General features: G+C 38.8%; 23 protein-coding genes and 1 tRNA gene. 6 read left to right on the plus strand and 18 right to left on the minus strand.

The features are described 5' to 3' along the window. Positions 1-249: 249 nt before the first annotated feature. Both QZ738_RS21370 and QZ738_RS16085 read right to left on the minus strand, forming a co-directional pair. On the minus strand, positions 250-507 hold the full coding sequence (locus QZ738_RS21370) for a GIY-YIG nuclease family protein (protein ID WP_367268603.1): 258 nt from the start codon (positions 505-507) through the stop codon (positions 250-252). Positions 508-630: 123 nt separating this feature from the next. Then, a tRNA-Asn gene (locus QZ738_RS16085) sits at positions 631-704 on the minus strand. 141 nt (positions 705-845) lie between these two features. Between QZ738_RS16085 and QZ738_RS16090 the strand changes: the two genes are divergently transcribed. After that, on the plus strand, positions 846-1766 hold the full coding sequence (locus tag QZ738_RS16090; RefSeq protein WP_293788756.1) for a PfkB family carbohydrate kinase: 921 nt from the start codon (positions 846-848) through the stop codon (positions 1764-1766). Between the two features lie 132 nt (positions 1767-1898). On the opposite strand, the gene QZ738_RS16095 is transcribed toward QZ738_RS16090, so the two are convergent. The 15 genes from QZ738_RS16095 to QZ738_RS16165 form a co-directional block, all read right to left on the minus strand. Further along, positions 1899-2141: a cytochrome b5 domain-containing protein gene (locus QZ738_RS16095; RefSeq protein WP_293788757.1), complete on the minus strand. Its 243-nt coding sequence runs from the start codon at positions 2139-2141 to the stop codon at positions 1899-1901. A 569-nt stretch (positions 2142-2710) separates the two neighbouring features. Continuing rightward, on the minus strand, positions 2711-3400 hold the full coding sequence (locus tag QZ738_RS16100; protein WP_293788758.1) for a lycopene cyclase domain-containing protein: 690 nt from the start codon (positions 3398-3400) through the stop codon (positions 2711-2713). Between the two features lies 1 nt (position 3401). After that, positions 3402-3932, minus strand: a complete 531-nt coding sequence (locus tag QZ738_RS16105; protein ID WP_293788759.1) for a hypothetical protein — start codon at positions 3930-3932, stop codon at positions 3402-3404. A 712-nt stretch (positions 3933-4644) separates the two neighbouring features. Continuing rightward, positions 4645-5535, minus strand: coding sequence for a DUF4349 domain-containing protein (locus QZ738_RS16110; protein ID WP_293788760.1), 891 nt, complete (start codon positions 5533-5535; stop codon positions 4645-4647). 712 nt (positions 5536-6247) lie between these two features. Then, positions 6248-6466, minus strand: coding sequence for a hypothetical protein (locus QZ738_RS16115; protein ID WP_293788761.1), 219 nt, complete (start codon positions 6464-6466; stop codon positions 6248-6250). A 57-nt stretch (positions 6467-6523) separates the two neighbouring features. Next, the gene (locus QZ738_RS16120; protein ID WP_293788762.1) at positions 6524-7288 is read right to left on the minus strand and encodes a 5'-nucleotidase, lipoprotein e(P4) family; all 765 of its coding nucleotides are present in this window, start codon (positions 7286-7288) and stop codon (positions 6524-6526) included. A 28-nt stretch (positions 7289-7316) separates the two neighbouring features. Beyond that, positions 7317-8444, minus strand: a complete 1128-nt coding sequence (locus QZ738_RS16125) for an ATP-binding protein (RefSeq protein ID WP_293788763.1) — start codon at positions 8442-8444, stop codon at positions 7317-7319. A gap of 202 nt (positions 8445-8646) precedes the next feature. Beyond that, positions 8647-9540: an ATP synthase F1 subunit gamma gene (gene atpG, locus QZ738_RS16130; protein ID WP_293788764.1), complete on the minus strand. Its 894-nt coding sequence runs from the start codon at positions 9538-9540 to the stop codon at positions 8647-8649. 86 nt (positions 9541-9626) lie between these two features. Further along, a complete protein-coding gene (atpA, locus tag QZ738_RS16135) occupies positions 9627-11201 on the minus strand; it encodes a F0F1 ATP synthase subunit alpha (RefSeq protein ID WP_293788765.1) in 1575 nt (524 codons plus the stop codon). A 143-nt stretch (positions 11202-11344) separates the two neighbouring features. Beyond that, complete coding sequence (gene atpH, locus QZ738_RS16140) at positions 11345-11884, minus strand: ATP synthase F1 subunit delta (protein WP_293788766.1); 540 nt, start codon at positions 11882-11884, stop codon at positions 11345-11347. Between the two features lie 63 nt (positions 11885-11947). After that, positions 11948-12442 carry a F0F1 ATP synthase subunit B gene (locus QZ738_RS16145; RefSeq protein ID WP_293788767.1) on the minus strand — a complete coding sequence of 165 codons (495 nt, stop codon included), beginning with the start codon at positions 12440-12442 and terminating at the stop codon, positions 11948-11950. Positions 12443-12529: 87 nt separating this feature from the next. Further along, positions 12530-12742 (minus strand): ATP synthase F0 subunit C, encoded by a 213-nt coding sequence (gene atpE / locus QZ738_RS16150; RefSeq protein ID WP_025144011.1) that lies wholly within the window; start codon positions 12740-12742, stop codon positions 12530-12532. A 42-nt stretch (positions 12743-12784) separates the two neighbouring features. Then, positions 12785-13915 carry a F0F1 ATP synthase subunit A gene (gene atpB / locus QZ738_RS16155; protein ID WP_293788768.1) on the minus strand — a complete coding sequence of 377 codons (1131 nt, stop codon included), beginning with the start codon at positions 13913-13915 and terminating at the stop codon, positions 12785-12787. A 14-nt stretch (positions 13916-13929) separates the two neighbouring features. Then, positions 13930-14319 carry a hypothetical protein gene (locus QZ738_RS16160; protein ID WP_293788769.1) on the minus strand — a complete coding sequence of 130 codons (390 nt, stop codon included), beginning with the start codon at positions 14317-14319 and terminating at the stop codon, positions 13930-13932. Between the two features lie 189 nt (positions 14320-14508). Next, positions 14509-14733: an AtpZ/AtpI family protein gene (locus QZ738_RS16165; RefSeq protein WP_293788770.1), complete on the minus strand. Its 225-nt coding sequence runs from the start codon at positions 14731-14733 to the stop codon at positions 14509-14511. Between the two features lie 109 nt (positions 14734-14842). Here QZ738_RS16165 and QZ738_RS16170 point away from each other — a divergent pair, with 109 nt between their 5' ends. From QZ738_RS16170 to QZ738_RS16190, 5 genes are all read left to right on the plus strand, one after another. Further along, positions 14843-17605, plus strand: a complete 2763-nt coding sequence (locus QZ738_RS16170; RefSeq protein WP_293788771.1) for a gliding motility protein — start codon at positions 14843-14845, stop codon at positions 17603-17605. Between the two features lie 128 nt (positions 17606-17733). After that, a complete protein-coding gene (locus tag QZ738_RS16175) occupies positions 17734-19953 on the plus strand; it encodes a transglycosylase domain-containing protein (protein WP_293788772.1) in 2220 nt (739 codons plus the stop codon). A 196-nt stretch (positions 19954-20149) separates the two neighbouring features. Further along, positions 20150-21952, plus strand: coding sequence for an excinuclease ABC subunit UvrC (gene uvrC, locus QZ738_RS16180; protein WP_293788773.1), 1803 nt, complete (start codon positions 20150-20152; stop codon positions 21950-21952). Positions 21953-22077: 125 nt separating this feature from the next. After that, positions 22078-22476 (plus strand): nuclease A inhibitor family protein, encoded by a 399-nt coding sequence (locus QZ738_RS16185; protein ID WP_293788774.1) that lies wholly within the window; start codon positions 22078-22080, stop codon positions 22474-22476. 33 nt (positions 22477-22509) lie between these two features. Continuing rightward, complete coding sequence (locus QZ738_RS16190; protein ID WP_293788775.1) at positions 22510-23883, plus strand: DNA/RNA non-specific endonuclease; 1374 nt, start codon at positions 22510-22512, stop codon at positions 23881-23883. A gap of 290 nt (positions 23884-24173) precedes the next feature. On the opposite strand, the gene gldN is transcribed toward QZ738_RS16190, so the two are convergent. Beyond that, a complete protein-coding gene (gene gldN / locus QZ738_RS16195; RefSeq protein ID WP_293788776.1) occupies positions 24174-25085 on the minus strand; it encodes a gliding motility protein GldN in 912 nt (303 codons plus the stop codon). Positions 25086-25092: the final 7 nt, after the last annotated feature.

Raw genomic sequence — 25092 nt, forward strand, 5'->3', positions numbered from 1 at the left:
ACTTCCTGTTATGGAAATAAAAAACCCATCCTGTTAGAGATGGGTTTTTTATGCGATTCAGTCTTGAAAATCTTTGCGCCTTCTGTTGGACTCCACGATATGCAACCGGGGGTAAACTTATCGCCCCGCCTAAACAAAAAAAAACCAACATTACAGTTGGCTTTTGGCTCCTTCTGCTGGGCTCGAACCAGCGACCCTCTGATTAATCCCGCACGTGCGGGACTCTAACCAGCTGAGCCAAAATTCCTGTTAGTAATCTCCTTGAACAATTCGCTCAATTAATTTACGGCTTTTCTGCCTCTTGATAAAACGTTCCAGGCGGATGGCGTCAGGCTCTATGAATCCACACGAAAATACAGCTTCCAGGCTCCAAGGCCTATGCTTAGAGGTAAATGTTCCAAAAGATAAGCTATTGTGCTCTTCAAGTCGACGGACATAATCACTGGTGTATCCAACATAATAGAGATCCGAAGCTTTAGAATATAAGATATAAAGATAATAGGTCATAAATACAAAAAAACTGGAGTCCTTATTATCTGAGAGCTTTACCTGACAGTGATTATCATAAATCTTTAGTCCAAAATAGAATTAAACAAAAAAAAGCGAATAACTTCCGTTATCCGCTTTAAGCTCCTTCTGCTGGGCTCGAACCAGCGACCCTCTGATTAACAGTCAGATGCTCTAACCGGCTGAGCTAAGAAGGAATCCGGCTATCCAAAAAACAGCTTGTTTAAACTTTTCAGCAAACATATGCTTGTTTGTTTTGGGAATGCAATATTAGGGCTTTTAAATTATTTATGCAATATTTGCAGGAAAAAAAAATTAAAAAAATCTAATACATAGATATGAGCCTGATAATCATAGGTACTGTAGCTTTTGATGCTATTGAAACTCCTTTCGGAAAAACAGATAAAATTGTTGGTGGTGCAGCAACTTACGCCAGTTTAGCCGCTTCTTATTTTTATAATAAAGCAAAAATTGTAGCTGTGGTAGGTGATGACTTTCATCAATCAGACATTGACATTTTCACCAAACACGGTATCGATACCGAAGGATTACAGATCAAAGCAGGTGAGAAATCATTTTTCTGGTCGGGCAAATACCATAATGATATGAACAGCCGCGACACGTTGATTACGGAATTAAATGTATTGGAAAATTTTGATCCTGTTATCCCGGAAAGCTACCAGGATTGTGAATACCTGATGTTGGGCAACCTCACACCGCAGGTACAACAAACGGTGATTAAACGACTTAAAAACCGCCCGAAATTGATCGTAATGGATACCATGAACTTCTGGATGGATATTATGATGGATGATTTACTGGAAACCATTAAAATGGTAGATGTATTAACCATTAATGATGCTGAAGCACGTCAGCTATCAGGTGAGTACTCGCTTGTAAAAGCAGCTAAAAAAATCCTTAGCATGGGTCCGAAATATTTGATTATTAAAAAGGGGGAACATGGTGCATTGTTATTTCATGAGGATCAGATTTTCTCTGCTCCGGCCTTACCTTTAGCCGAAGTATTCGATCCGACAGGTGCTGGCGATACCTTCGCTGGTGGATTTATCGGTTATTTGGCAAAAGTTGGGACTATCAACTTCAATAATATGAAAAATGCGATTATTTATGGCTCTGCACTGGCTTCTTTCTGCGTAGAGAAATTTGGGACAGAAAAGTTATTGAATTTAACCGATAAAGAAGTTGCCGCCAGAATTCAGGAATTTGTAAGCTTAAGTTCTTTCACGATAGAAGCGTAACCAGTTAACACTTCTTAGTAAGCAGTTAACAGTTTCATATGGCAATTCAGCTGCAGGCTTTAAGAAATTAGTCTTCAAGTCTGCAGTTTTTTTATGGAGTTAATGTTTTTAACAACGAATCAGCGGCTAAAATCAATCTGGTTTGGCAAGCATAGCTATCGGAACAAACTTTTCAAACACAGCATCGGTATGGGGTGCATCCGGTAGCTCACCAGTTAAATCCTGACCTGCCCAATGTTCATAATGTTTTCCATTTTTCCATAACCTGCTATCCGTCATGTCGTAAATCAACCCCTTATAAGCCACCCAGATCTGAGGTTTATCCTGCCCGTTACGCAACGCAAGCTGTTGTTTGGTATAATTTGGTAAGTCCATTTAAATTAATTTCGGGCTGAAGATAATCAAAAGGTTTTTAACCATATCAGAAATATAAGGGCATATAAGCTATGTTTTCTTTAATGCCTTGTATTATTAAAGTAGCTATTATTTTCAAAGCAAAAGATAAGTGCAGCGATTACTTGCTGAGCATAGTGAAAGACTTATCTACATCGTATTTCGATTTACTATCCCCATTTCAATCGCAAGATTGCTACAAGACAACGAATTCGCTCCCTTTTTTGCTTTTACGATTCGCTGCCTCGTACCTCATTGCTACAGGATATCGCTTCAAACCCGGCCAGATGGTTAAAACAGCTTTTCATCCTGAGGTTGTTTAGCAGCCCCCCTGGCGATAAACCCGATCCGATGGCTATCGATGCAATGTAAAGCCCGGAGCGCAGCGAGGAATTGAAATGAAAAGCGGAACTGCAAACCGCCAGGAACTACTGAACGCTCATTTCCCAATCTTCAACCCTGTAAAAGAATAGAAGGCATACAAATTTCTATTTACTATAATGTAAAACCCGACAAAGCTGGCTGATTTTTCTTCGTGTTAAACAGAAATCCTATACCTTCTTTTTAACGGCTCTGCTTTTAAAAAACTCATATAGAAAAACATTCATTAACAATAAACTCATTAAATAAAAATGATCTTCGAAAGGTATCGTACCTACCCTAAAACCTATATTTTCTTTATCGTTATATATGACCACCGGAACAGCGGTTAAAAAACCATTTACGATATAAAATGGAACAAGCGAAACCAGATAAGCCCTGTAAAACCTGTACATAAACCTGAATTTTACATTCACATATTCTACATAGGCCAGCACAATAAGCAAAAAGCCAAAGTTGATCAGCGTATACCACCTGTTATAACCAAAAAACAAAAGGGCTACACTAAGTCCCAAAAAAAGATTGCTTACTGCGAGGCTATACTTCTGGAGGTTACTTTTCGGGAAATAGATGTTTAAACATTCATAAATAAATACACAGGCATATGGAACAGTCAAAAAGAACAGCATCTCTTCCAGAGGTAAGCCAAAAAGGTTTATTCCTACGAGGTAATCCGGATTAAAAGACCAAACGTTGAGCTTGGTAAAAAGGATATCCCAAATTAAAAAAACAATACCGGTAAGCAATATGGCAGGAAATACAAACTTCCATTTACTAAAAAAATGAACTTTTTTATCAAATGATAAAACCAGCGGAAAAAAAATTACGGCTATATTAATAAGCAGATAGGTATAATTCATTTTAAAGGTATTTTGTTAAAATTTTAACTTCAGCTGCACTGCATTTTTTGCTGTCGATCATAAATTTAGCTACGTTTTTAACTAATTCCGCATCGGCAAGGCCAAAATTTCCATTTTGATAATGTTTAATAATTTCTTTTTTATCCTGCGCTAAATCTTTACTAAAACCAAGAAAGGAGGGGGTATAAAATTCGATTGAAAAACGCATAAAACGGATTTCCATATTTTCCCCATCCATATCTATTGCTTTCTGCATCGTTTTTAGCGATTGGCTTACATATTTAATCTTATTATATGGATTCCAGGAGTGTTTGGCTTTAAGGGCTTCCAAAGTACCCAGGTAACCCGTTACCAATGCTGTTTTATTGGGCAGTTTATTCAGCTTTGCATATAAGGAATCGGTTAGCTTTGAGTTTTCTACCGCTTTAACCATATTGGTTTTCAAAACCGCAATTTCCTGGTTGGAGAGTTGTGCGTGGGCAGTGTTGCTTGCTGCAAACAGCAGGAGAAATATAATACGTAGTTTAATCATGAGATGGAGGCAAATGTAAGAAAAGCTAAGCGCATTTGTTCGCGTTGTTTTCCGGTTGAACTGATGGTTTTGATACAAAAAGACATGACCTTAAACTATGCTCCTTTAAAATGCATCTGATAAAAAATATTCATTGCATTCAGAATGACAGACAAATCCCCTCAATGTCATCCTGAGGGATAATTTATTGGATAAAAATCAATATGAATGACGTATACATTTCTTTTTTTGCCCCAGGGCTAAGCCTTGCCTCGGCTCACCGCCGCCGAAGGGCTCTTTCTTTTTGATGTCAAAAAGAAACAAAAAACACCGGCTGAAAATTTTTCTTTCGAAGCCAGTGGGATGGCTTTGTCAGTGGAGCCCGAAAAATTTGTTAGGCCGGATTTAAGCGGAACGGAGATACGGTGCTACGGACTAGCTACGCGGAAATGCGTAGGTTCCGCAAGTCACTCATTAATAAATAATTGCAAAATAACGTCAATGGTAGCTTGTCGAAGGACCTGCTTTAAATGTTTTACAAGGCGTTTCGACAGGCTCAACGTGACAAATTCGATTGAATTAAAATTTACTATAGCTTCATTAAAACAATATAGTTCATCGTTATCAACGATTCAATGGTTATTGGCTCAACGATATCAGATTGAAACAATCTGTCTTGATAGAAAATATAAAATGGTTCGTGCGGACAAGAACCATAGAATGGGATAGATTCTTATTGCCTGGCCTGATCGATCATGTTTTTAGTCGCTTGATCCATTGCCAGTTTATTCTTCCGGATAAAATACTTTATGATGAAGAAGATTGCAAAACCAACCAATATCAACATCCACAAATTGGAAATAGCAATAATGATTTCTTTAAAAATCGTCCAGCCATTTACAATTCCTAACCAAAGCCTGTTTATAAATGCCGGACGGTAATCATACAAATTATCATTCGCCACAATCATGGTTTTTACCGTATTATCCTGATAAAAATTAAGGGTAATGGTACTGAATTTTACCCGGCTATCGATCTGCATATTTTCGATTTTCTTATCCACATAATCGTCTTTGATGTAAAGAGATGATTCTACGTTGGCACTTTTCTTAGACGCTACTTTATTGATCTTCTCTACCGCATCAACTCTATTCTGCGCCTTTAGTTTATTGGCTAAATAAGCAATGCTTTGATCGTCCAGCTTCATCGATTGGTGATCGACAAAGACCGCTATTTTTGCAATGGTATTGGTAAATTCATCTAGTTTTTCAGATGGAATCTTCGCCACCAGATAACCTTCAGTGCGATAGGCTGTAATTTCTTTTAAAGAATCGGTAGATTGTTTTACTTTATCCGTTTCCTGAATAGTGCTTTCTATAGAAAACTCAGCAACAGTTCCCCCTTCTGCTTTAATGGTTTTGCTCAGCTGCTCTTTGGTATTTTGAACATTCTTAACCCTAAAACGCATATCTGCAGTTTTAATGATTTTTTCTACTGCGGTGCTATCTGTAGGTACGCTAAATTCATTTGCCGCGACAGTTTCGGTACTGGCATACTTTTCGCCCGATTTTTGGCAGCCGAAAATGGTTAAAATTATGGCTATAGCAATAATATTCCTTTTCATGATGATGTGGTTCTAAATAAATAATCATTTTTAAATATTTGCTTCAAATGGCCATGAGAAGTTTTGTGTTTTGGGTTGGTTTGTAACCCTCTTTTTCATTTAATACTATAATCTGCTTTAGGTAACCCAAAAACAAATGTTTATATAACGATGTTACATAACCTGCATTTCCATAAAGCAAAAAAATACAATATTAACCGTCTAATAATCAGAAATTTACAAGACTGTTTTTTTGAATACAGAAAGGTCTGCAAAGATACTTTGGACCTAACAGGAACCGGCATAAACGCAGTAAAGTAAAGTGGATTGCAGGGCTTCGGAACCGATGCCCACAGGAACCTGCTTTTCAAAAGAATTTCATTTTCAACAACACTACTCTTAATACTTGAATCTATGTGTTATTTTAGAAAAGCAAATGCAGAAGCAGTTGGGTTATGGCAGTCCCGCCTTTCGCTTTAGCCCTGGTTAAAAATCAGGGGCTGCCGCTGCAGTCGCCCGCCTGCACGGGCAGGGGTTTAGGATAGAAAGGTTTACCTAAGTAATTTAAACCTGACAGGAGCGGGCACGACCGCAGTGAAGTAAAGCGGATGGCAGGGCTTTCGCAACCGATGCCCACAGGAACCTGCTTTTCAAAAAAAGCAATACTTTATTTAATAACAAAAAAGCCGATCATGAATGAACATAATCGGCTTTATATTTTGGGGATAGATGCTTATGCATCTAATATTTTGAATACACCTTTAATGGCAATAATTGCACCGATGAACAAAACAATCCAGGATGCTAAAGATACCTGCCACGAATCATAAGCGAAACGTGCATAAGTACCCACTATGCAAACCAGTACACCAAAAATCATTAATTTATAAATTCCGGGCTGGTTAGCCGTTTTCATACTTTCTGTATTGTGCTTTAATTCGTTGTTATCCATAATGTTTATTTTTATGATGCAGCAAAAGTAATACTTATTGCTGAATATTTATAAAACTTAGTAACTTTTTAATCGTTCCAATCTTTGCTTCGCTTTATCTTTATCGCTAAGTTTTTCTCCCTGATACAAAGGCTTTTCCCAATCGCCGTACATCGGATTTGGCAAGACAATATATTTTGCTCCAAATAAGTTCTGGTTGGCGTTTACCTGCTCAAAGGTATTTTTATTTTCACGATAAAAAATATTGCTGAAATCGCTTAAATTATCTCCACGCAACAATAGAATATTATGTGTTTCGCTAATTTTTTGACGCCTTGGTTCTTTGTTTGAACTTCCTTTGGAAACTACTAAATGCGCATCATCAGCATAAGGGAAACCAAAATGTTGCAGATTTTTTAATGTAGCTGTATAATCCTTTTCATCGCGGTTACTCACATAAAAAGTTTCGATATTTTTTGAGGCGGCAAATTTCAGAAAAGCCAATGCCCCCGGAACGGTATCGGCCCGCGCCAGATTGGTCCATTCGGTCCAGTCTGCAGGTACATAACTTAGTCCCATTTTAATTTCATGGCCCTGAAAAGCGGAATTGTCTAAAACGGTTTCATCGATATCAACAATCACACAATTTGGCTTTTTACTTGTATCCGCCCATAAAGCTTCTTTTAATGACAAACGAGCGAAGTTATAAGCCTGGAAACATAGGGCCCTGTATTCGCCTGAAGTTTGTTGCCAAAGTACTGCGTTGGTATAATCTCTTGCAGGATTTTGTGCTGCGGCAAAAAACGGAATGAGTGATAGGATGATGAGGGTGTACTTTTTCATGTATTAATATTATACAACAAAGATACGTTTAACCGTTCAAAAAACTTCCCCTATCGGTTTTTGATACCAACAATGTTTCTGCATCAGGGTAAGCATGTGTAAAGGTAAGCGGGATTTTATTTTTCCCCCTTTCGCTCCATTTGAATTCAACGGCCAGAAATTTCTCTCTTGTTTTTTCCACGTAATCTATTTCCTGCTGTTGTGTGGTACGCCAGAAAAAGCATTCAGCCTCCATCTGGTTCTGGTGCAGAAACTTCATCCGTTCCGCAATCATATAATTTTCAAACAGTGCGCCAACGTCATTCCTGTTGGCTAAGGGATTGAAATTCCGCGTAATCGCATTCACAATACCCGTATCGTAAAAATAGATTTTCTTATTTTTTTTAATTTCATTGCGAACATTGCCTGCAAAGGCAGGTAAACTGAACACCACAAACGCTTTTTCAAGCAGGCTGATGTACTTATCAACTGTTTTCTGATCGGCCTTTACCAGCTGCGCCATCTCCGAAAAGTTCACCTCACTGCCTACCTGCAGGGCTAAAGCTTTTACAATTTTCTCGAAAAGTAGCGGCTTTTTAACGTCTTCTAAAATAAGAAGATCTTTATACAGGTAACTATCAGTAAGTAATTTTAAGTGTTCTTCTGCATTTTGCGGGTCATTGATAATCTTCGGATAAGAACCATAAATTAACCGCTGTTCCAAAGATCGTTCTTCAGTTATAAAATCTGTGTCACTTAACAGCTCTGCGTACGAAAAGGGCAAAAGCATCATTTCGTACTTTCTACCGGTGAGTGGTTCGTTTATTTTGCCCGATAGTTCTAATGCTGATGAGCCGGTAGCAATAACCTGAACAGACTTGAAACGGTCTACAATAATTTTGATCAGCAAACCCACATCATTGATCCGTTGGGCCTCATCAATAAAAAGCACTTCATAGCCAGCGAGCATTTGTTGAATTTGCGCGGCATTGGGTTTTGCCAAAGTTTCCCTGACGTCTGCATCGTCTCCGTTCAGATATAAGGTCCTTTTATTAACTTTTGCCAATAATTGTTCTACAAATGTGGTTTTGCCGGTTTGCCTCGGTCCAAATATGATAAAGGCTTTACCTTTAAAAAGCCGTTCTATAGCATAATCCAACTGTTTACGAGTAATCATAATGAAAATCCTTACACTAAAGTATAATAATTTTGGAATATAATCCATAAAAATCATAATAATTATGGATTACAATCCACAAAAAAAAAAAATAATTTTGGATTAAAACCAAATGCTACCATAAAAAAGCCCATTTCAATTAAGAAACGGGCTTTATATTTTGTGCAATTAGTACTTCAAATTCAAAACTGAGAACTGCAAATTACCCCTCCAATGCTGCTGCACCACTTACAATTTCTGTTAATTCAGTTGTAATGGCTGCCTGACGTGCCTGATTATACGAAAGTTTTAAGGCTTTTAATAACTCACCAGCGTTTTCAGTTGCTTTATCCATTGAGGTCATACGTGCGCCATGCTCAGATGCGTGCGAATCTAATACGGCTTTGTATAACTGGATCTTAATTGATTTAGGGATTAGCTGTTCAACGATTTCCTCTTGCGAAGGTTCCAGAATATAATCAATATTAGTGGTCCTTTTATCCGATTTGGTATCAGCTACCGGCTCTGCTTTTGGCAAAGGCAATAACTGTTCAGTCGTAATAAACTGTACGGCCGCATTCCTGAAACGGTTATACACCACTTCAACTTTATCAAATTCACCTTTAACAAAGCCAGCCATAATGGCATCCGTAATTTTAGTTACGTTTTCGAAAGTTAAGGCCGAAAAGATTTCATTATTGTTACCGATAACGTTGTATTTACGTTTCTCATAATAATCCTGAGTTTTCTTACCAATAGAAATAATGCTCACATTACCGTTTTTCAACTGTTCGCTATACTTATCAGCAATTAAATTGTTGGCCGCTTTAATTACGTTCATGTTAAATGCTCCGGCCAAACCACGGTTTGATGAAACAGTAACAATTAAAACCTTATTGGGCTCACGCTCCTGAATAAATGGTGATGAAGACCCTTCTAAACTTGCCGATAGATTACCTAAAATCTCTTTCAGTTTAGTTGCATAAGGACGTAAAGCGATAATTGCATTGGTAGCACGTTTCAACTTAGCCGCCGAAACCATTTTCATAGCTTTCGTAATCTGCTGTGTTGACTGTACCGATGCAATCCGGTTTCTTACTTCTTTTAAATTAGCCATTCTCTATTTAGATGTGAGATCTGAGATGTGAGACATGAGACATTAAGTCCCCATCTCAAATCTCAAATCTCATGTCTCAAATCCTATTAATATTTACTTGAAATCTCTTTTGCCACTGTATCTAAAACACCGGTGATGTTATCATCAAATTTACCAGCTTTTAAAGCCGCTAGAGTTTCAGGGTGACGTAATTCCAATTGATTTAAGAATTCAGTTTCAAATTCTTTTACCTTGTTAACCGGAACGTTACGCATTAAGTTTTTAGTTCCAGCGTAAACAATGGCAACCTGTTTCTCCACAGTGAATGGAGAGAACTGCGCCTGCTTTAGCATTTCTACGTTACGTGCACCTTTATCCAATACCGATTTAGTTGCAGCGTCCAAATCAGAACCGAATTTAGAGAAAGCCTCTAACTCACGGTATTGAGCCTGATCTAACTTTAAAGTACCTGCTACTTTTTTCATCGATTTAATCTGCGCATTACCACCCACACGTGATACCGAAATACCTACGTTAATTGCCGGACGGATACCTGAGTTGAACAAGTTCGACTCTAAGAAAATCTGACCATCAGTAATCGAAATTACGTTGGTTGGAATATAGGCAGAAACGTCACCCGCTTGTGTTTCGATAATTGGAAGTGCTGTTAATGAACCACCACCTTTAACGATATGTTTAATCGACTCAGGTAAATCGTTCATGTTTTTAGCGATATCATCGTTCGCGTTGATTTTCGCAGCTCTTTCCAGTAAACGGCTGTGTAAGTAGAAAACGTCACCTGGATAAGCCTCACGGCCCGGTGGACGACGAAGTAATAACGATACCTCACGATAAGCCACAGCTTGTTTAGATAAATCATCATAAACAATTAATGCTGGTTTACCTGTATCACGGAAAAACTCACCAATTGCAGCACCTGCAAAAGGAGCATAGAACTGCATTGGAGCAGGATCTGCAGCAGAAGCAGCCACAACAACAGTGTATGGTAAAGCGCCGTTTTCTTCCAATGTACGTACAATGTTGGCTACAGTAGAGTTTTTCTGACCGATCGCTACATAGATACAGAACACTGGCTGGCCTGCTTCATAAAATTCTTTCTGGTTGATAATGGTATCGATACAAACAGCAGTTTTACCAATCTGACGGTCGCCGATCACCAACTCACGTTGACCACGACCGATTGGAATCATTGCATCGATTGCTTTAATACCAGTTTGTAAAGGCTCGTTTACCGGTTGACGGTAAATTACACCTGGTGCTTTACGCTCTAAAGGCATTTCGTAAGTTTCACCTAAGATCGGACCTTTACCATCTAAAGGCTCACCTAAAGTATTCACTACACGGCCAAGCATACCTTGACCAACTTTAATAGAGGCAATTTTTTTGGTACGTTTAATGGTATCACCTTCTTTAATCTCGTCAGAAGCACCTAAAAGTACCACACCAACGTTATCTTCCTCAAGGTTTAATACGATACCCTGAAGTCCGTTTGCAAATTCAACCAACTCTCCTGATTGAACTTTAGTTAAACCGTAAACGCGGGCAATACCGTCGCCTACTTGCAACACGGTACCAACTTCTTCCAGTTCGGTTTCTGATTTGAAGCCCGCCAATTGCTGTCTGATAATTGCCGATACTTCGTCTGGTCTTACCTCTACCATAATTTTACTTTATATCTTTTTATAAATGTTTAGTGCTTAGCGCATGGCGCCTGGCATTTAATCGCCATCCGCTTATCGCAATATTCTTTGTGTTTGGCGGTTTGCGTTCGGCGTTTTTCTGCTATTCGCTTATCGCCTGGCGCTTACTGCGCAAATTCTTTTTTAAGTTTACTTAAACCGCTGGCAATACTGGCATCAAATTGTTTATCACCAACTTTCAATATAAAACCACCAATTAATTTCTCATTAACTTTTTCGTTAACAATTACCTGATTGGCACCTAATTCCTTCTTCACAATAGCAACAATCTGTTCTTTAGCTTGGTCGCTTAAAACAGTCGCTGAAACGACATCAGCAGTAACAATGCCTTTAATCTGATTGTATTGTTGAACAAACTGTTTCGCAGTAGCAAATAAAATAGCCGAACGGCCTTTGTTCACTACAGTTTTAAAGAAAGTGATCGTTAATTTACCCACTTTATCAGCAAAAATACCATTTAAAATTCCGGTTTTTTTATCTAAAGGTACGATCGGGTTATTTAATATCGCTTCCAGCTCAGGGGTTTCATCAACCACTTTTTCAAATAAAACCATATCATTATAGGCATCTTGAAGCGCATTGTTTTCAATGGCAAGATCTAACAATGATTTGGCGTATCTGCCTGCAACTTTAATTTCTGACATATTTATTTGGGTTGGCGCTAAGTGTTTGGCGTTTGGCACGCTTAACCACTTTACGCAATACGCTTAGTTTAGTTCAACGTCTTTTAACAAGTTAGCTACTAGAGCTTCCTGTTTGGTTTTATCATCTAACTGGGTCCGCAAAACACGTTCTGCAATTTCTAATGATAAAGTAGAAACCTGATCTTTAACCTCAGCTAAAGCTGCTTTCTTTTGGTTTTCAATCTCGATTTTTGCTTTCTCGATCAATTTAGCACCTTCAACCTGAGCCTGTTTTTTAGCATCATTTAAGATACTATCTTTTAAGGTTTTAGCTTCCTTTAAAATTTCGTCACGCTCAGCACGGGCCTGTTGCATCAAATCCTGATTCTGACTGGTTAAACGGGCCATTTCCTGTTTAGCCAACTCTGCTTTGTTTAAAGCTTCATCAATGCTTTGCTCACGCTCGTGAATTGCACCTAAAATAGGTTTCCATGCAAATTTTCTAAGTAAAATCAATAAGCAGATGAATGCTAATGATGTCCAAAAAACCAATCCTATGCTTGGGGTTACTAATTCCATTTTTATCTAATTTTTAAAAACAATCTTTTAATAAGGCGGGGTAAATAACCAATCGTTAAATACCCAACCTAATTTTTTCAGTGCTTATTAACCGTTTAAGCCTAATAATGCAACTACCACACCGAATAAAGCAGCACCCTCAATAAGGGCAGCAGCGATAATCATTGCAGTCTGAATTTTTGATGCAGCTTCCGGTTGACGAGCAATACCTTCCATTGCTTTACCACCTACTTGACCGATACCGATACCTGCACCGATTACTGCTAAACCGGCACCGATTGCCGCGATTGAACCTACCATAACTAATTTAATTTATATTAATTTGTAAAAAATAGTTTTCTATTAATGATGTTCTTCTACTGCCATTCCAATAAATAAGGCAGTTAATAAGGTAAAAATAAAGGCCTGTAAAAATGCCACCAATAATTCCAATACATCCATAAACAATACGAAGGCGACTGAAACCGGGGCAATAGCCAATGTTTCGAAAATAAAGATTAAGGAAATTAAACTCAATACGATAATGTGACCAGCGGTAATGTTTGCAAACAAACGCACCATCAAAGCGAAAGGCTTGGAAATAATACCGATCAACTCCACCGGAATCATAATCGGATATAACCAAAAAGGAACATCTGGCCTGAAAATATGTTTCCAATAATATTTGTTACCATTGATGTTAACAATAATCAAAGTACCTAAAGCCATTACAAAAGTTAGGGCGATATTACCGGTTACGTTGGCACCCCCTGGAAAAATCGGAATTAAACCGAATAAGTTGTTAAATAAGATAAAGAAAAAGGTAGTCAACAAGTAAGGCATAAACTTCGCATATTTATGACCGATGTTAGGTTTGGCAATATCATCTCTCACAAAAAGCACCACAGGCTCAATAAAAGATTGCAACCCTCTAGGTGCTTTGCCAGCGCGTTTTTTGTAAGCTCCAGCCACTGAAATAAATACAATCAGAATAACCAGAATGGCTACAAACATTGCAGCAACATTTTTGGTGATCGAGAAGTCTAAAACAGCTTTACTTGCTTCTTCGTCCACTTTACCGTCAGCAGCAACCACTTTGATATGATCCTCTTCTAAGCGATAGTTATTATATTTACCGTTATAATCGTGTTCACCATGATGAAAATTACCTGATGAGAAAACCTCTAAACCATTAGGCGTATATAAAATAACCGGAAGAGGCAATGAGGTATGTCCCCAAAGATGCCACATATGCGAATCGGCAATGTGTTCCATAATTACCTTGGTAGGCTCGAATTTTTCTTTGCCATGACCAGCTTCTCCGTGCTCGCCGGAAACCGCCTGAGCAGACTCGGCAACAGCACTATCAACAGGTACAACAGCGCTATCAACTTGAGCGAAAGTATCAATTTTGATAGATAAAAACGCGATTAAAAGCGTAAAAACAATAGTTAGCCTTTTAACTTTAGACACAAAAACTCGGTTACAATCCATTTATTGGCAGTTTTTTACTTTAAATTTTGGTGGCGCAAGTTACGTAACAAACAGTAAACTTCAAAGACCGTAAACAATAAATATAAAGAAAAAAAATTAAGCAGAAATACAGGCCCGATTCCCTTTGCTTTTATACTGTAAATCAACACAAAAGCCATACAAAAAATCATCTTCACCGCTATCGATCCCATAATAGCCATAACACCTACTTCAGGGTCACGTTTTATACCGATATCAACCAACAGGTAAGCGATATACGTGATACCCGCCAAAAAGCCAAACATAACCCAAAAATTGTTTACCAAAATCTGCCGATCTGGAAATACTACAGGCACAACGGCTATAATACCGATTAACAGGCCTACGAAAATGAAATAGATACTGGTAAATTTGGCTAGAGTCAATGTATAATTTCTTAGCAGATAAAAACTTGTGCAAAGATAAGGTTTTTAGCATCAAGTAACTAATGAAGAATACTTAATTGTTATATTGTTAGCTGGTTAACTGGTTGAACTGGTTAATCGCTAACTGAAGAATTTTATTATTGACATTTGTTAACCGGCAACTGCCAACTGAAAACTGAAAACTGAAAACTAACCCCTGGTAACCTGCCTGATTGCCTGATAAAGTGCAATCCCAACACCTGCCAGGGCAAAGGCTGCAGTAATTAAATTGGTTTTGCTGTTTCGGTGTTCATCAATTTTGTAACCTATAAAGGTAAGCAGGCCTATGGTGGCGATCATCTGGAAACCAATGGCAGAATACTTGGCTGCTGCATTCACCTTTTTCTTTGTGTCTTCTTCTTGCGGATTTTCCATTTTTTAATGCAATAATTAAATTAACTTTGAATAATTAAAATTTGTTGCCAGATAAAATATTTTTCTATATATATTGTTTATTATACATTACTTAAGAGATTTATCATACTTGAAAAATTACGCTAACAAAAACTTAAATCCCTTCTTCATCCTCATCAGTATTTTTATTTATGGCTGTGTTGCAAATAAAGATACTGCGGTAGATCGTAGGTTTCAGAACTTAACCGCAAAATACAATTATATTTATAACGCCAATGTTTTACTAAGCGAATACAATGAGAGTTTGCTGCAAAGTTATGCAGACAATTACGAAAAGATCCTACCGGTTTACCTTGATCCTGAGCCACAGATCAATTTAGTACTCACACCCGGGGCTGCCAATAAACAGCTTGATGAGGTAATTACCAAAGGACAAACCATTATCAACGATAAAAGTTTCAGTAACTATATTGACGATGCCTACATGCTTTTGGGTAAGGCGAATTACCTTAAAGGCAATTATTTTATCGCATCAGAATACTTTGATTATACGGCTAAAACGTATAACAACGACCTGAATACCTTTATTATGGCCATGAACTGGAAAGCACGTAGCCAAATGGAACTCAACAATATGGTACCGGCCGATAAAATTATTGATACCATGCTGCGCGCTTCTGATCAATTGAAAAAAGACCTGGCTGAACCTTTGGCTACAGCTGCTCAGATGCGTATTTATCAAAAACGATATAAAGAGGCCATCCTGTTTTTAGAATCGGCCATTGCTTTACCTGCAGAAAAACAGCTGCGCATCCGTTGGCGTTTTATATTGGCACAGTTACAGGAAAAAGAGAAAAATATCCAGGATGCTTATAACAATTTCACCAAAGTTGAAAAAAGCAATGCACCTTTTGAGATGTATTTTCATGCCAATTTAAACAGGATTAAACTAAGGGCCTTGTTAAATGGAGAAAAACTTAATAAGGAACAACAAGTTTTGGCTTTATTGAAAGATGATAAAAATACTGATTATACTGATCAGATTTATTACCAGGTTGGAGAACTTTTCTCTGCCGAGGGAAACTTTGTAAAGGCAGAAGAGAACTACTATAAGTCGGTTTTAAAAAGCACCAGAAACCAAACGCAAAAAGCCTTATCTTATTTAAGAATTGCCGATTTAAACTTTAAGGAGTTTAACAACTATATTAAAGCAAAACTGTACTATGACAGTACTGTGATGATATTGCCCAAAAACTTTCCTGATTACGATAATATTCTTAAAAAGGCAGATAACCTGCAATATTTGACCGACAGGTATACCATTATTGCCAAAGAAGATACGGCCCAGGCCATCGCCAAACTTCCGGCTGCTGAGCGTGAGGCTAAGGTTAAAGCTTATTTAACACCCAAGGTTGAAGTGGCTAATACCGGTGGTGTAATGAAAAACCAATTTTTAAATGATCCGGATTTTCCGAACAGAAGTTTAAATACGACAAACAATATCGCCGGCAACACCTTTTATTTTGATAATAATGCAGCAGTTAGCAATGGCTTTGGCGATTTTAAAAAACGATGGGGAACCAGACAGTTGGAGGATAACTGGCGCCAGAGCATACGCTCATCTGCACAGGAAACCAACCAGGTTTTGGCCGGAGGAAAAGTAGCTACAGAAATTATACCTGCCAATGGACAAACCGACCCAACGGCTGCAGACCAGACTTCCGTTGAAAAACAGTTTTTGGATGCTTTACCCACCACGCCAGCACTATTGGCCGCATCTGATCAGAAAATTATTGATGCATATTTCGAAATCGCGAGCTTTTACCAGCAAGAACTGAATGATAAGCCGGAAGCAAATAAAATATATTCAGAACTGATCAAAAGATATCCGGATAATAACCATTTGGTTGCCATTTACTACAGTTTATACCTGAATTATAAAGGCATTGACGAAGTAAAATCTGACCAGTATAAGCAATTGGTGCTGACCAGATTTCCCGAATCTAATTTCGCAAAAAATATTTTAGATCCATCGTACTCTGCCAAGCAAACACAGATGGAAAATATGGCCATCAACAATTACAATTTAACTTTTGATGCTTATGTAAAAAAAGATTACGCCAGCGTGGTGAAACAGGCTGACGATAATATCAAGGCTTCTCCCGAAAGTGATCTGGCGCCGCAGTATGCTTACTTAAAAGCCATCGCTGTTGGACGTACAGCAAAAGTTGATCCGCTACTTACCGAATTTAATCTGATTACCGAGCGCTATCCCAATGATAAAATTATTACCCCTTTGGTACGTGATCACTTAAAATACATCGAGGCTAACCTCAACGAATTTAAACAGCGCCCGGTAGCCCTTGTTGATTTTGATGCAAACGCGCCTCGTTTTGTAAGTCAGTCCGCAACCGTTGCCGTTCCAACAAAACCGCTACCAGTTGAAACTCCGGTAGCAAAAAACGCTGAACCAACTCCGGTAGTAAAACCGATTGAGATTAAACCAGTTGATCCAACCAAACCTGTTAGTGTTTTTAGTAGGGCAAAATCAGAAGAGTATTATTACGTAATAGATGTAGCCGATGCCACTTTAACCTTAAGTTCATCACGTTTCGGGATCGGTCAGTTTAACCGCGGAAATTACCCCGACAATGATCTGGAACATAAACTGGTAGAGTTGGATAACGATCAGTTGATTTACATTACCAGCTTTATCGATCTTGAGGATGCAAAACTTTATGAATCGAGCATTGTTGGTCAGTTAAAGAACATTATGAAGGTTCCCGCCAACCTGTATAAAGGCTTTATCATCAGTAAAGAAAATTTTGAAAAACTGACAGACAGGGCAAGGATAAATGAATATCTTGAGTTTTTAAAAGACAATTACAAATAAGCGAAGGTAAAGGGCTAACGCTTAAAGCGAAAGGACCAAAGCCCGACCTTCAATTTGATTCTATAAAAAATTAATAAATTTGCATCCAAAATCGCCTATCCCGGTGTTTTGGAAAATAATAACACAAAATGAACAAATCCCTTTCTCCACAGGATACAAAAAGATACAGTTTACTCATTTGGAAATTATTGATTGGTGGAATTGCCCTCTTTGCTATTTTTATTTCGATGATTGGATTGGGGCTATTTGGTGCCCTGCCCTCTTTCAGGGATATTGAGCATCCAAAAAGTAATCAGGCATCAGAAATTATTGCCGAAGATGGCCGCCCGTTAGGTACTTACTTTGTTCAAAACAGATCGAATGTTACTTACAAAGATATTTCTGAAAATGTAATCAACGGATTAATTGCAACAGAAGATACCCGGTTTAAAGAACATTCAGGCATAGATTTTAAACGCACATTTTCCATAATCGGTTATAATTTGATCGGTAAAAAACAAGGTGCCAGTACCATTACCCAACAATTGGCTAAAAATCTCTTTCCACGCGAATCGAACCTTAATTTTTTCTCGCTGGTATTAACCAAGTTTAAAGAGTGGATTGTTGCTGTTAAACTGGAGCGCAACTATACCAAGGAAGAAATTATTACCATGTATTTAAATACAGTAGATTTTGGTAACCAGGCTTATGGGATAAAATCTGCAGCAAGGGTTTATTTCAATACTACCCCGGACAAATTGAATTTAACACAGGCTGCAACCCTGGTGGGTATGCAAAAAGGCATTACCATGTATTCGCCAACCCGTCATCCAGAGCGATCCAGGGAACGTAGAAATACAGTTATGGCCTTAATGGTTAAAGCTGATCTTTTAAGCCAATCAGAATTTGATGAACAAAAAGAGAAACCTTTAAACCTGCATTTCAATGCCGCAACTGTTAACGATGGCATTGCACCTTACTTCCGTTCGGTATTAAAAAATGATATCAAAAACATTTTCCAGGAGCAATCCATTACCAAACCCGATGGCACGCCATATGATTTAGACCGTGATGGTTTAAAAATCTATACCACCTTGAATTATGATATGCAGGTATATGCTGAGGAAGCACAAAAAGAATATATGAAGGTGCTACAGGCACAATTTATTGCCAGCTGGAAAGGCAGAAACCCATTTAAGGATAAAGCTTTGCAGATCGAACAGGGAATTAAACGGTCTGACCGTTATAAATCGTTAAAACTGGAAGGTAAATCGGATGAAGAAATTAAAGATGATTTCAACACCAAAACGGAAATGACCATTTTTACCTGGAAGGGCAATATCGATACGGTAATGAAACCGATCGATTCGGTACGTTATTACAAAATGCTGTTACGGAATGCCATGATGACAATGGATCCGACCAATGGACACGTAAAAGCATGGGTTGGCGGGATTAATTACGAGCACTTTAAATACGACCAGGTTAAGATGGGAACCCGCCAGGTCGGTTCAACAGCAAAACCATTTACCTATGCAGTAGCCATCGAAAATGGTTATTCGCCTTGTTATACGGTACCCAACGTTCCGGTAACGATTGAAGGTTATGGTGAACCATGGACACCAAGAAACTCTGGCAAACCACTACCCGGCAGCATTACTTTGCAAAAAGCATTGGCTTACTCACAAAACTTTGTTACGGCCTATCTAATGAAACAGGTTGGCCCTGTGGCCGTATCTACGCTGGCGACAAAAATGGGCATTCCTAATGTTCCGGCATTTCCATCCATTTGTTTGGGCACTTTCGATTCTTCTGTTTATAACATGGTGGGTGCATATGGTGCTTTTGCCAATAAAGGAATTTATACCAAACCCATTTATCTATTGAGGATTGAAGACAAAAATGGAGTAGTATTATTTTCTCAAAAGGAAATACCGAAACCGATTATGAGTGAGGAAGTGGCGTATGTAATGACCCGGATGCTTAAAGGCGTGGTGACCAATGGAACAGGATCGAGATTAAATTATAAATATAAAGTGAATGCACCAATCGGAGCGAAAACCGGTACTACCCAAAATAACTCCGATGGTTGGTTTATGGCGATTACTCCACAATTGGTAACCGGAATCTGGACAGGTTGTGAAGACAGGGCTTTCCACTTTATCAGTACCAACCAAGGTGAGGGGGCGAATACAGCACTCCCTATCTTTGCAGGATTTATTAAAAGGGTATATGCCAATCCGGCCTTAAAAATCAGTCATGCTGATTTTGAGGCACCAAAATCTGGCGTTTCGATTACTTATGATTGTAACCAATACCAGCAACAGGAAGAAGCTACAACTGAACTGGACGAGAAGCTGGGATTTTAACCATCAACTCCCGCGTGAAGGATAGCAGTGGACATGCTTTTGCTGCAAAGTTGAGCATAGCAAAACGCAGCAAAAGATTGTAACGGATAGCCTTATCCCAACCCCAGAACTTGGGGATTGGGGTACGCCTAAATCACACATATACTAATCGGATTATTAAATTAAATTTCCGCTCCCGAATCCTATTTTTGTAACCATGAGCAGTTTCGACCATAAAACAGCATTAACCGCAATTCCGCATAAACCCGGCGTGTACCAGTATTGGGATGCCGATGGAAAGCTCATGTACATTGGTAAAGCAAAAGACCTGCGTAACCGCGTAGGTTCTTATTTCAACAGTGACAGAAACCAGTTTAATGGCAAAACGAGGGTATTGGTATCCAAAATACGAAAAATCACCTTTACTATTGTAGATACAGAGATTGATGCCTGGCTATTGGAAAACAGCCTGATCAAAAAGCATCAGCCCAAATTCAACATCAATTTAAAGGACGATAAAACTTACCCGTGGATTATTGTAAAAAATGAAAATTTTCCGCGCATTTACTGGACACGTAAAGTGATAAAAGATGGCTCTACCTATTTTGGCCCTTATGGCTCTATCGGTATGATGCATACCATTTTGGATCTGATCAAAGAAACCTACCCTTTACGCACCTGTAATTTACCCCTGACCGAAAAAAATATAGATGAAGGCAAATTTAAGGTCTGCCTCGAATATCAGATCGGCAATTGTAAAGGCCCCTGCCAGAACTACCAGACCGAAGCCGATTACGATAAAAATATTGGCGAGATCAAGGAAATTCTCAATGGTAAAATCGGAAATGTCATCCGCGATGTTAAAGGTGTCATTAAATCGGCATCAGAAAACCTGAACTTCGAACTCGCCCATCAATACGCAAGGCGATTAGAAGTACTGGAAAAATACCAGAGCAAATCGACTGTGGTAAACAGTGCGATTACGAATGTGGATGTGGTGAGTATTGCTTCAGACGAGCGTTATGCTTTTGTGAACTACTTAAAAGTGATGAACGGAACCATTATCCAAACGCAGACTATTGAGGTGAAAAAGCAGCTGGATGAAAGCGATGATGAGATTTTAACCTTGGCGATGCTGGAATTTAGAACCAAATTCAACAGCTCATCAAAAGAAATCATCGTCCCATTTGAGCTTTCACTTGAAGACGAAAGTCTAAAATTCACCGTCCCAAAACTGGGTGAAAAGAAGAAGCTTTTAGAACTTTCACAAAAGAATGTATTGTTTTTCAAAAAGGAGAAACTCAATCAGTACGAAATGTTAAATCCCGATTTACGCACCGATCGGATTTTGACCACCATGCAAAAAGATCTGCGCTTAACGCAGCTTCCAAAACACATCGAATGTTTTGATAACTCCAATTTTCAGGGGAAATATCCGGTTTCGGCAATTGTAGTGTTTAAAGATGCCAAACCATCCAAAAAAGACTACCGCCATTTTAATGTGAAAACGGTTGAAGGTCCCAATGATTTTGCGACCATGGAAGAAGCTGTTTTCCGTCGGTATAGAAGGATGTTAGATGAAAACCAGTCTTTACCTCAGCTGATCATTATTGATGGCGGTAAAGGGCAGCTTTCGTCAGCTGTGAAAAGCTTAAAATTATTGGGAATAGAGAACAAGGTAACGGTTATCGGTATTGCCAAGCGATTAGAAGAATTGTTCTATCCCGGTGATTCCTTTCCGCTATATTTAGACAAGAAATCAGAAACCTTAAAAGTAATACAGCAACTGCGTGATGAGGCGCACCGTTTCGGCATTACTTTTCACCGCAAAAAACGCGATCAGGGCACACTTAAAACCGAGCTTGAACAGATTGAAGGTATTGGAAAAACAACTGCAGACAAGCTGTTAACGCATTTTAAATCGGTTAAAAAAATTAAAGATGCCACAGAAAAAGAACTTGCAGATGTACTGAATAAAAAACAGATAGTTTCCCTGCTTGCACATTTCAAAGAAGTGTAAATCCGTTACTAAAACAGATGCACCTGTAATAAATATTAACACTTTGTTAATCTTGACTGCATCATACTCAAATCCCTTTTTCTTAATTTGGGGCAGTTAATACGCCATAAAACATCCCTATTTTCATGAATAATAACATCCTGGTTGCCATAACCAAACTCCTGTTGGGCGTATGGTATTTTACCGAATCTGAAAGCCCCTTTAAAGCCTCAGATTGGGGCAAAATTTTACCGTCAGAACTTTCGCAGAAAATTGCTGTCCAATATCATGCAGATCCTTCTCATTTAAAGCAAATCAATCAAGCCGCCTTTTTCGATCATCTAATATCGAAAGTTGATAAATCCGATGCACTAATGGTCGAAAATGCGGGCAAAATCGCCGATCTCCATAACTTTTTAAAGCAAAACCTGTCCCATATTACAGTTATAAGAGTAGAGGGGGCCAGCCGGATCCCGGTAATCATTGCGGGCTATTTACCAGATGGCACCTGCATCGTGATCGAAACTTTTGCTATCGAAACCTAAAATTTTCCATATCCATTAAATAATCCTAAAACAATGAAAGCATTAAAAAAATTAAGCTTATTGGCAGTTTTATGCCTTGGCCTGGCTGCCTGTAAAAAAGACAATCAAACCCTGCCAGAAAACAGTCTCTATGAGCAAAAGTTAAGTAGTAAAGCGTCTACCGCTAGCACGCAGGCAGTGGTTGCGGGGTTCCCCGAGACATTCGAATCGGGCACCAAAGGAAGTTATAGCCTTGGGTCGGTAACTTTAGGTAGCGGAAGCTGGAGCCTTGACGATGCGCTGATTGGAAATCTCACTGCAGATGCTAAGAATGGTAGTCAATCCGTCCGCATCCGTAACACCGGAACACTGAGCATGAATTTCAACGTAAACGGGGCAAACGTAGTAACCGTTGCCCACGCCAAATATGGTACCGATGCCAATAGTACCTGGCAGCTTTGGTCCTCTACCGATAGTGGTTCGAGCTGGCAACAAACCGGTAGCACTATTACCACCAGTTCAACAACTTTAACCACTGCAACATTTAATGTTTCCTTTTCTGGAAATGTAAGGTTTCAGATCCGTAAAATCAGTGGTGGTACTGCCCGCGTCAATATTGATGATTTCAGTATTTCGACCGGTGATGGTGAAACGACTCCTCCACCAGCTACCGCAGGAGATAATAATAACCTGCTACTTGGAAATCCAAGTAATGCGGTTTCAAGCACCTCATCTCCGGAAAATTACCTGATGGAACGTACTTACTATACCAGTTCCTATAGCAAAAGCAGGGCGACCCCTAACTGGGTAAGCTGGCATATCGGGTCATCTGATTTGGGTTCAGCACCTCGTCAGGATGATTTCAGAGCAGATAATACTTTACCTTCAGGTTGGTATCAGGTATCAACTAGTAGTTATTCCGGTTCAGGATTTGATCGTGGCCACAACTGCCCCTCAGCTGATAGAACGGCTTCGGTTGCAGCAAATTCTTCTACATTTTTAATGAGCAATATGATGCCACAGGCGCCAAATAACAACCAGGGACCCTGGGCTGATTTAGAAAACTACACCCGCTCACTGGTAACTGCAGGTAACGAGGTTTATATTATCTGTGGTTCTTATGGTTCTGGCGGTACAGGAAGCAATGGCGGTATCACTTATACAATCGACAACGGCCGCATTAATGTGCCTTCAAACACCTGGAAGGTTATTGTGGTATTGACTAATGGTAACAACGATTTAAACCGCATTACATCATCTACCAGGGTAATTACAGTAAATATGCCGAATACGAATGGTTTAAATACCAACTGGAAAACTTACCGTACCACTGTTAATGCTATTGAATCGGCAACCGGTTACGACCTTTTATCGAATGTACCTGTAGCGATACAAAATGTAATAGAAGCAGCTACCGATAATCAGTAGATCACATTATAGACCCAAGTGAAAAAATCGGTAATCCAATCTATGGATTACCGATTTTTTTGTCTTAAGCAGATTTATGTTTTATCGTCGTATCAATCGCTTGTCCTTAATTGATACTGATATTTCATATTAAATAGTCGCCATTCCTGCGCAAACGGGGATTACTAAGTATTCAGCCAACCAAGCCCATCTTAAAACTTATGGTATTTCGATCCCCATCGGACGGAGCAGGAAGTAACGAACCTACCTAAATAAAAAAGCTCCGGTATTCACCGGAGCTTTTTACAGGATTAATATTCCCAAAGACCTTGTTCGTAATCAAGAACAGATTTTTTGATCCTTTCTGATTCATATAACCGCTGTTTAGGATCTGCAATGATATCCCTGATCTTGTTGTCACCGGGATTTGACTCTTTAACAATATAACTGCTAAACAAGCGGCGGATAAAGAAATCGTCAAAACTTAATGACGAAGCATCATTATTGGTATTGATCAAACGTTTCTTTGTCAAAATTTCTCTGGCTTCCGGATAATATACCCAAAATACAGGCTGCCATTGTTTTGAAACTTCATTGTATTTTAATGGTGCAATACCTACAATCCGGGGTTCAAAAATAGAGCGTTTAGTATCGAAAATCCAATCTTCTTTTATTCTGAACTTCAGGAATAATTCTGGATTAAAATCGTTAACCACCGTAGTTACGGTTCCGGTTTTATTGTTTGAAACCTCTGCTGTTCCTAAAGCAGACTTAGCTGCAGAGTCCGCAGACATTGGATTATTGAAAGCATCATCTTCATTTAAGGCGCTATCAATCGGCGAATATGCTGTTAGCTCATCTTTTTTAATTGCCGCAATCAAAACATCAATTAATCTCGATTTGGGTGATTTTAAGACTGAATTAACTGTATCACGTAAATCAATTTCTCTCCAGATCCGTTTTGCATAAAAAACATCCTCCTCTCTTACATCAGCCAAAGGAACCATTTCAGTACTGTCAATGTCTTTACGGGCATAGAAACCATCTTTAGGTGGAACCTTTAGCTTCTTTTTCGCTGTTTTAACAGGGGCTTTAACCGTATCAACTGCAGGAGCAGCAACAACAGGTGCAGCCTTTTTCGGAGCTAACTTGGTTGGCTTTTTTTGTGCAAAAGCAAATGTGGTTAACAAAACTAAAATAGCAATACTTAAAATCCTTTTCATCTTCTTT

It is taken from the genome of uncultured Pedobacter sp. (assembly GCF_913776295.1).
Lineage (GTDB): Bacteria > Bacteroidota > Bacteroidia > Sphingobacteriales > Sphingobacteriaceae > Pedobacter.

Bases quoted from the DNA above. Each gene is read 5' to 3' on its own strand.
- QZ738_RS21370 (WP_367268603.1), bottom strand. From the start codon at position 507: ATGACCTATTATCTTTATATCTTATATTCTAAAGCTTCGGATCTCTAT.
- QZ738_RS16090 (WP_293788756.1), top strand. From the start codon at position 846: ATGAGCCTGATAATCATAGGTACTGTAGCTTTTGATGCTATTGAAACT.
- QZ738_RS16095 (WP_293788757.1), bottom strand. From the start codon at position 2,141: ATGGACTTACCAAATTATACCAAACAACAGCTTGCGTTGCGTAACGGG.
- QZ738_RS16100 (WP_293788758.1), bottom strand. From the start codon at position 3,400: ATGAATTATACCTATCTGCTTATTAATATAGCCGTAATTTTTTTTCCG.
- QZ738_RS16105 (WP_293788759.1), bottom strand. From the start codon at position 3,932: ATGATTAAACTACGTATTATATTTCTCCTGCTGTTTGCAGCAAGCAAC.
- QZ738_RS16110 (WP_293788760.1), bottom strand. From the start codon at position 5,535: ATGAAAAGGAATATTATTGCTATAGCCATAATTTTAACCATTTTCGGC.
- QZ738_RS16115 (WP_293788761.1), bottom strand. From the start codon at position 6,466: ATGGATAACAACGAATTAAAGCACAATACAGAAAGTATGAAAACGGCT.
- QZ738_RS16120 (WP_293788762.1), bottom strand. From the start codon at position 7,288: ATGAAAAAGTACACCCTCATCATCCTATCACTCATTCCGTTTTTTGCC.
- QZ738_RS16125 (WP_293788763.1), bottom strand. From the start codon at position 8,444: ATGATTACTCGTAAACAGTTGGATTATGCTATAGAACGGCTTTTTAAA.
- atpG (WP_293788764.1), bottom strand. From the start codon at position 9,540: ATGGCTAATTTAAAAGAAGTAAGAAACCGGATTGCATCGGTACAGTCA.
- atpA (WP_293788765.1), bottom strand. From the start codon at position 11,201: ATGGTAGAGGTAAGACCAGACGAAGTATCGGCAATTATCAGACAGCAA.
- atpH (WP_293788766.1), bottom strand. From the start codon at position 11,884: ATGTCAGAAATTAAAGTTGCAGGCAGATACGCCAAATCATTGTTAGAT.
- QZ738_RS16145 (WP_293788767.1), bottom strand. From the start codon at position 12,442: ATGGAATTAGTAACCCCAAGCATAGGATTGGTTTTTTGGACATCATTA.
- atpE (WP_025144011.1), bottom strand. From the start codon at position 12,742: ATGGTAGGTTCAATCGCGGCAATCGGTGCCGGTTTAGCAGTAATCGGT.
- atpB (WP_293788768.1), bottom strand. From the start codon at position 13,915: ATGGATTGTAACCGAGTTTTTGTGTCTAAAGTTAAAAGGCTAACTATT.
- QZ738_RS16165 (WP_293788770.1), bottom strand. From the start codon at position 14,733: ATGGAAAATCCGCAAGAAGAAGACACAAAGAAAAAGGTGAATGCAGCA.
- QZ738_RS16175 (WP_293788772.1), top strand. From the start codon at position 17,734: ATGAACAAATCCCTTTCTCCACAGGATACAAAAAGATACAGTTTACTC.
- uvrC (WP_293788773.1), top strand. From the start codon at position 20,150: ATGAGCAGTTTCGACCATAAAACAGCATTAACCGCAATTCCGCATAAA.
- QZ738_RS16185 (WP_293788774.1), top strand. From the start codon at position 22,078: ATGAATAATAACATCCTGGTTGCCATAACCAAACTCCTGTTGGGCGTA.
- QZ738_RS16190 (WP_293788775.1), top strand. From the start codon at position 22,510: ATGAAAGCATTAAAAAAATTAAGCTTATTGGCAGTTTTATGCCTTGGC.
- gldN (WP_293788776.1), bottom strand. From the start codon at position 25,085: ATGAAAAGGATTTTAAGTATTGCTATTTTAGTTTTGTTAACCACATTT.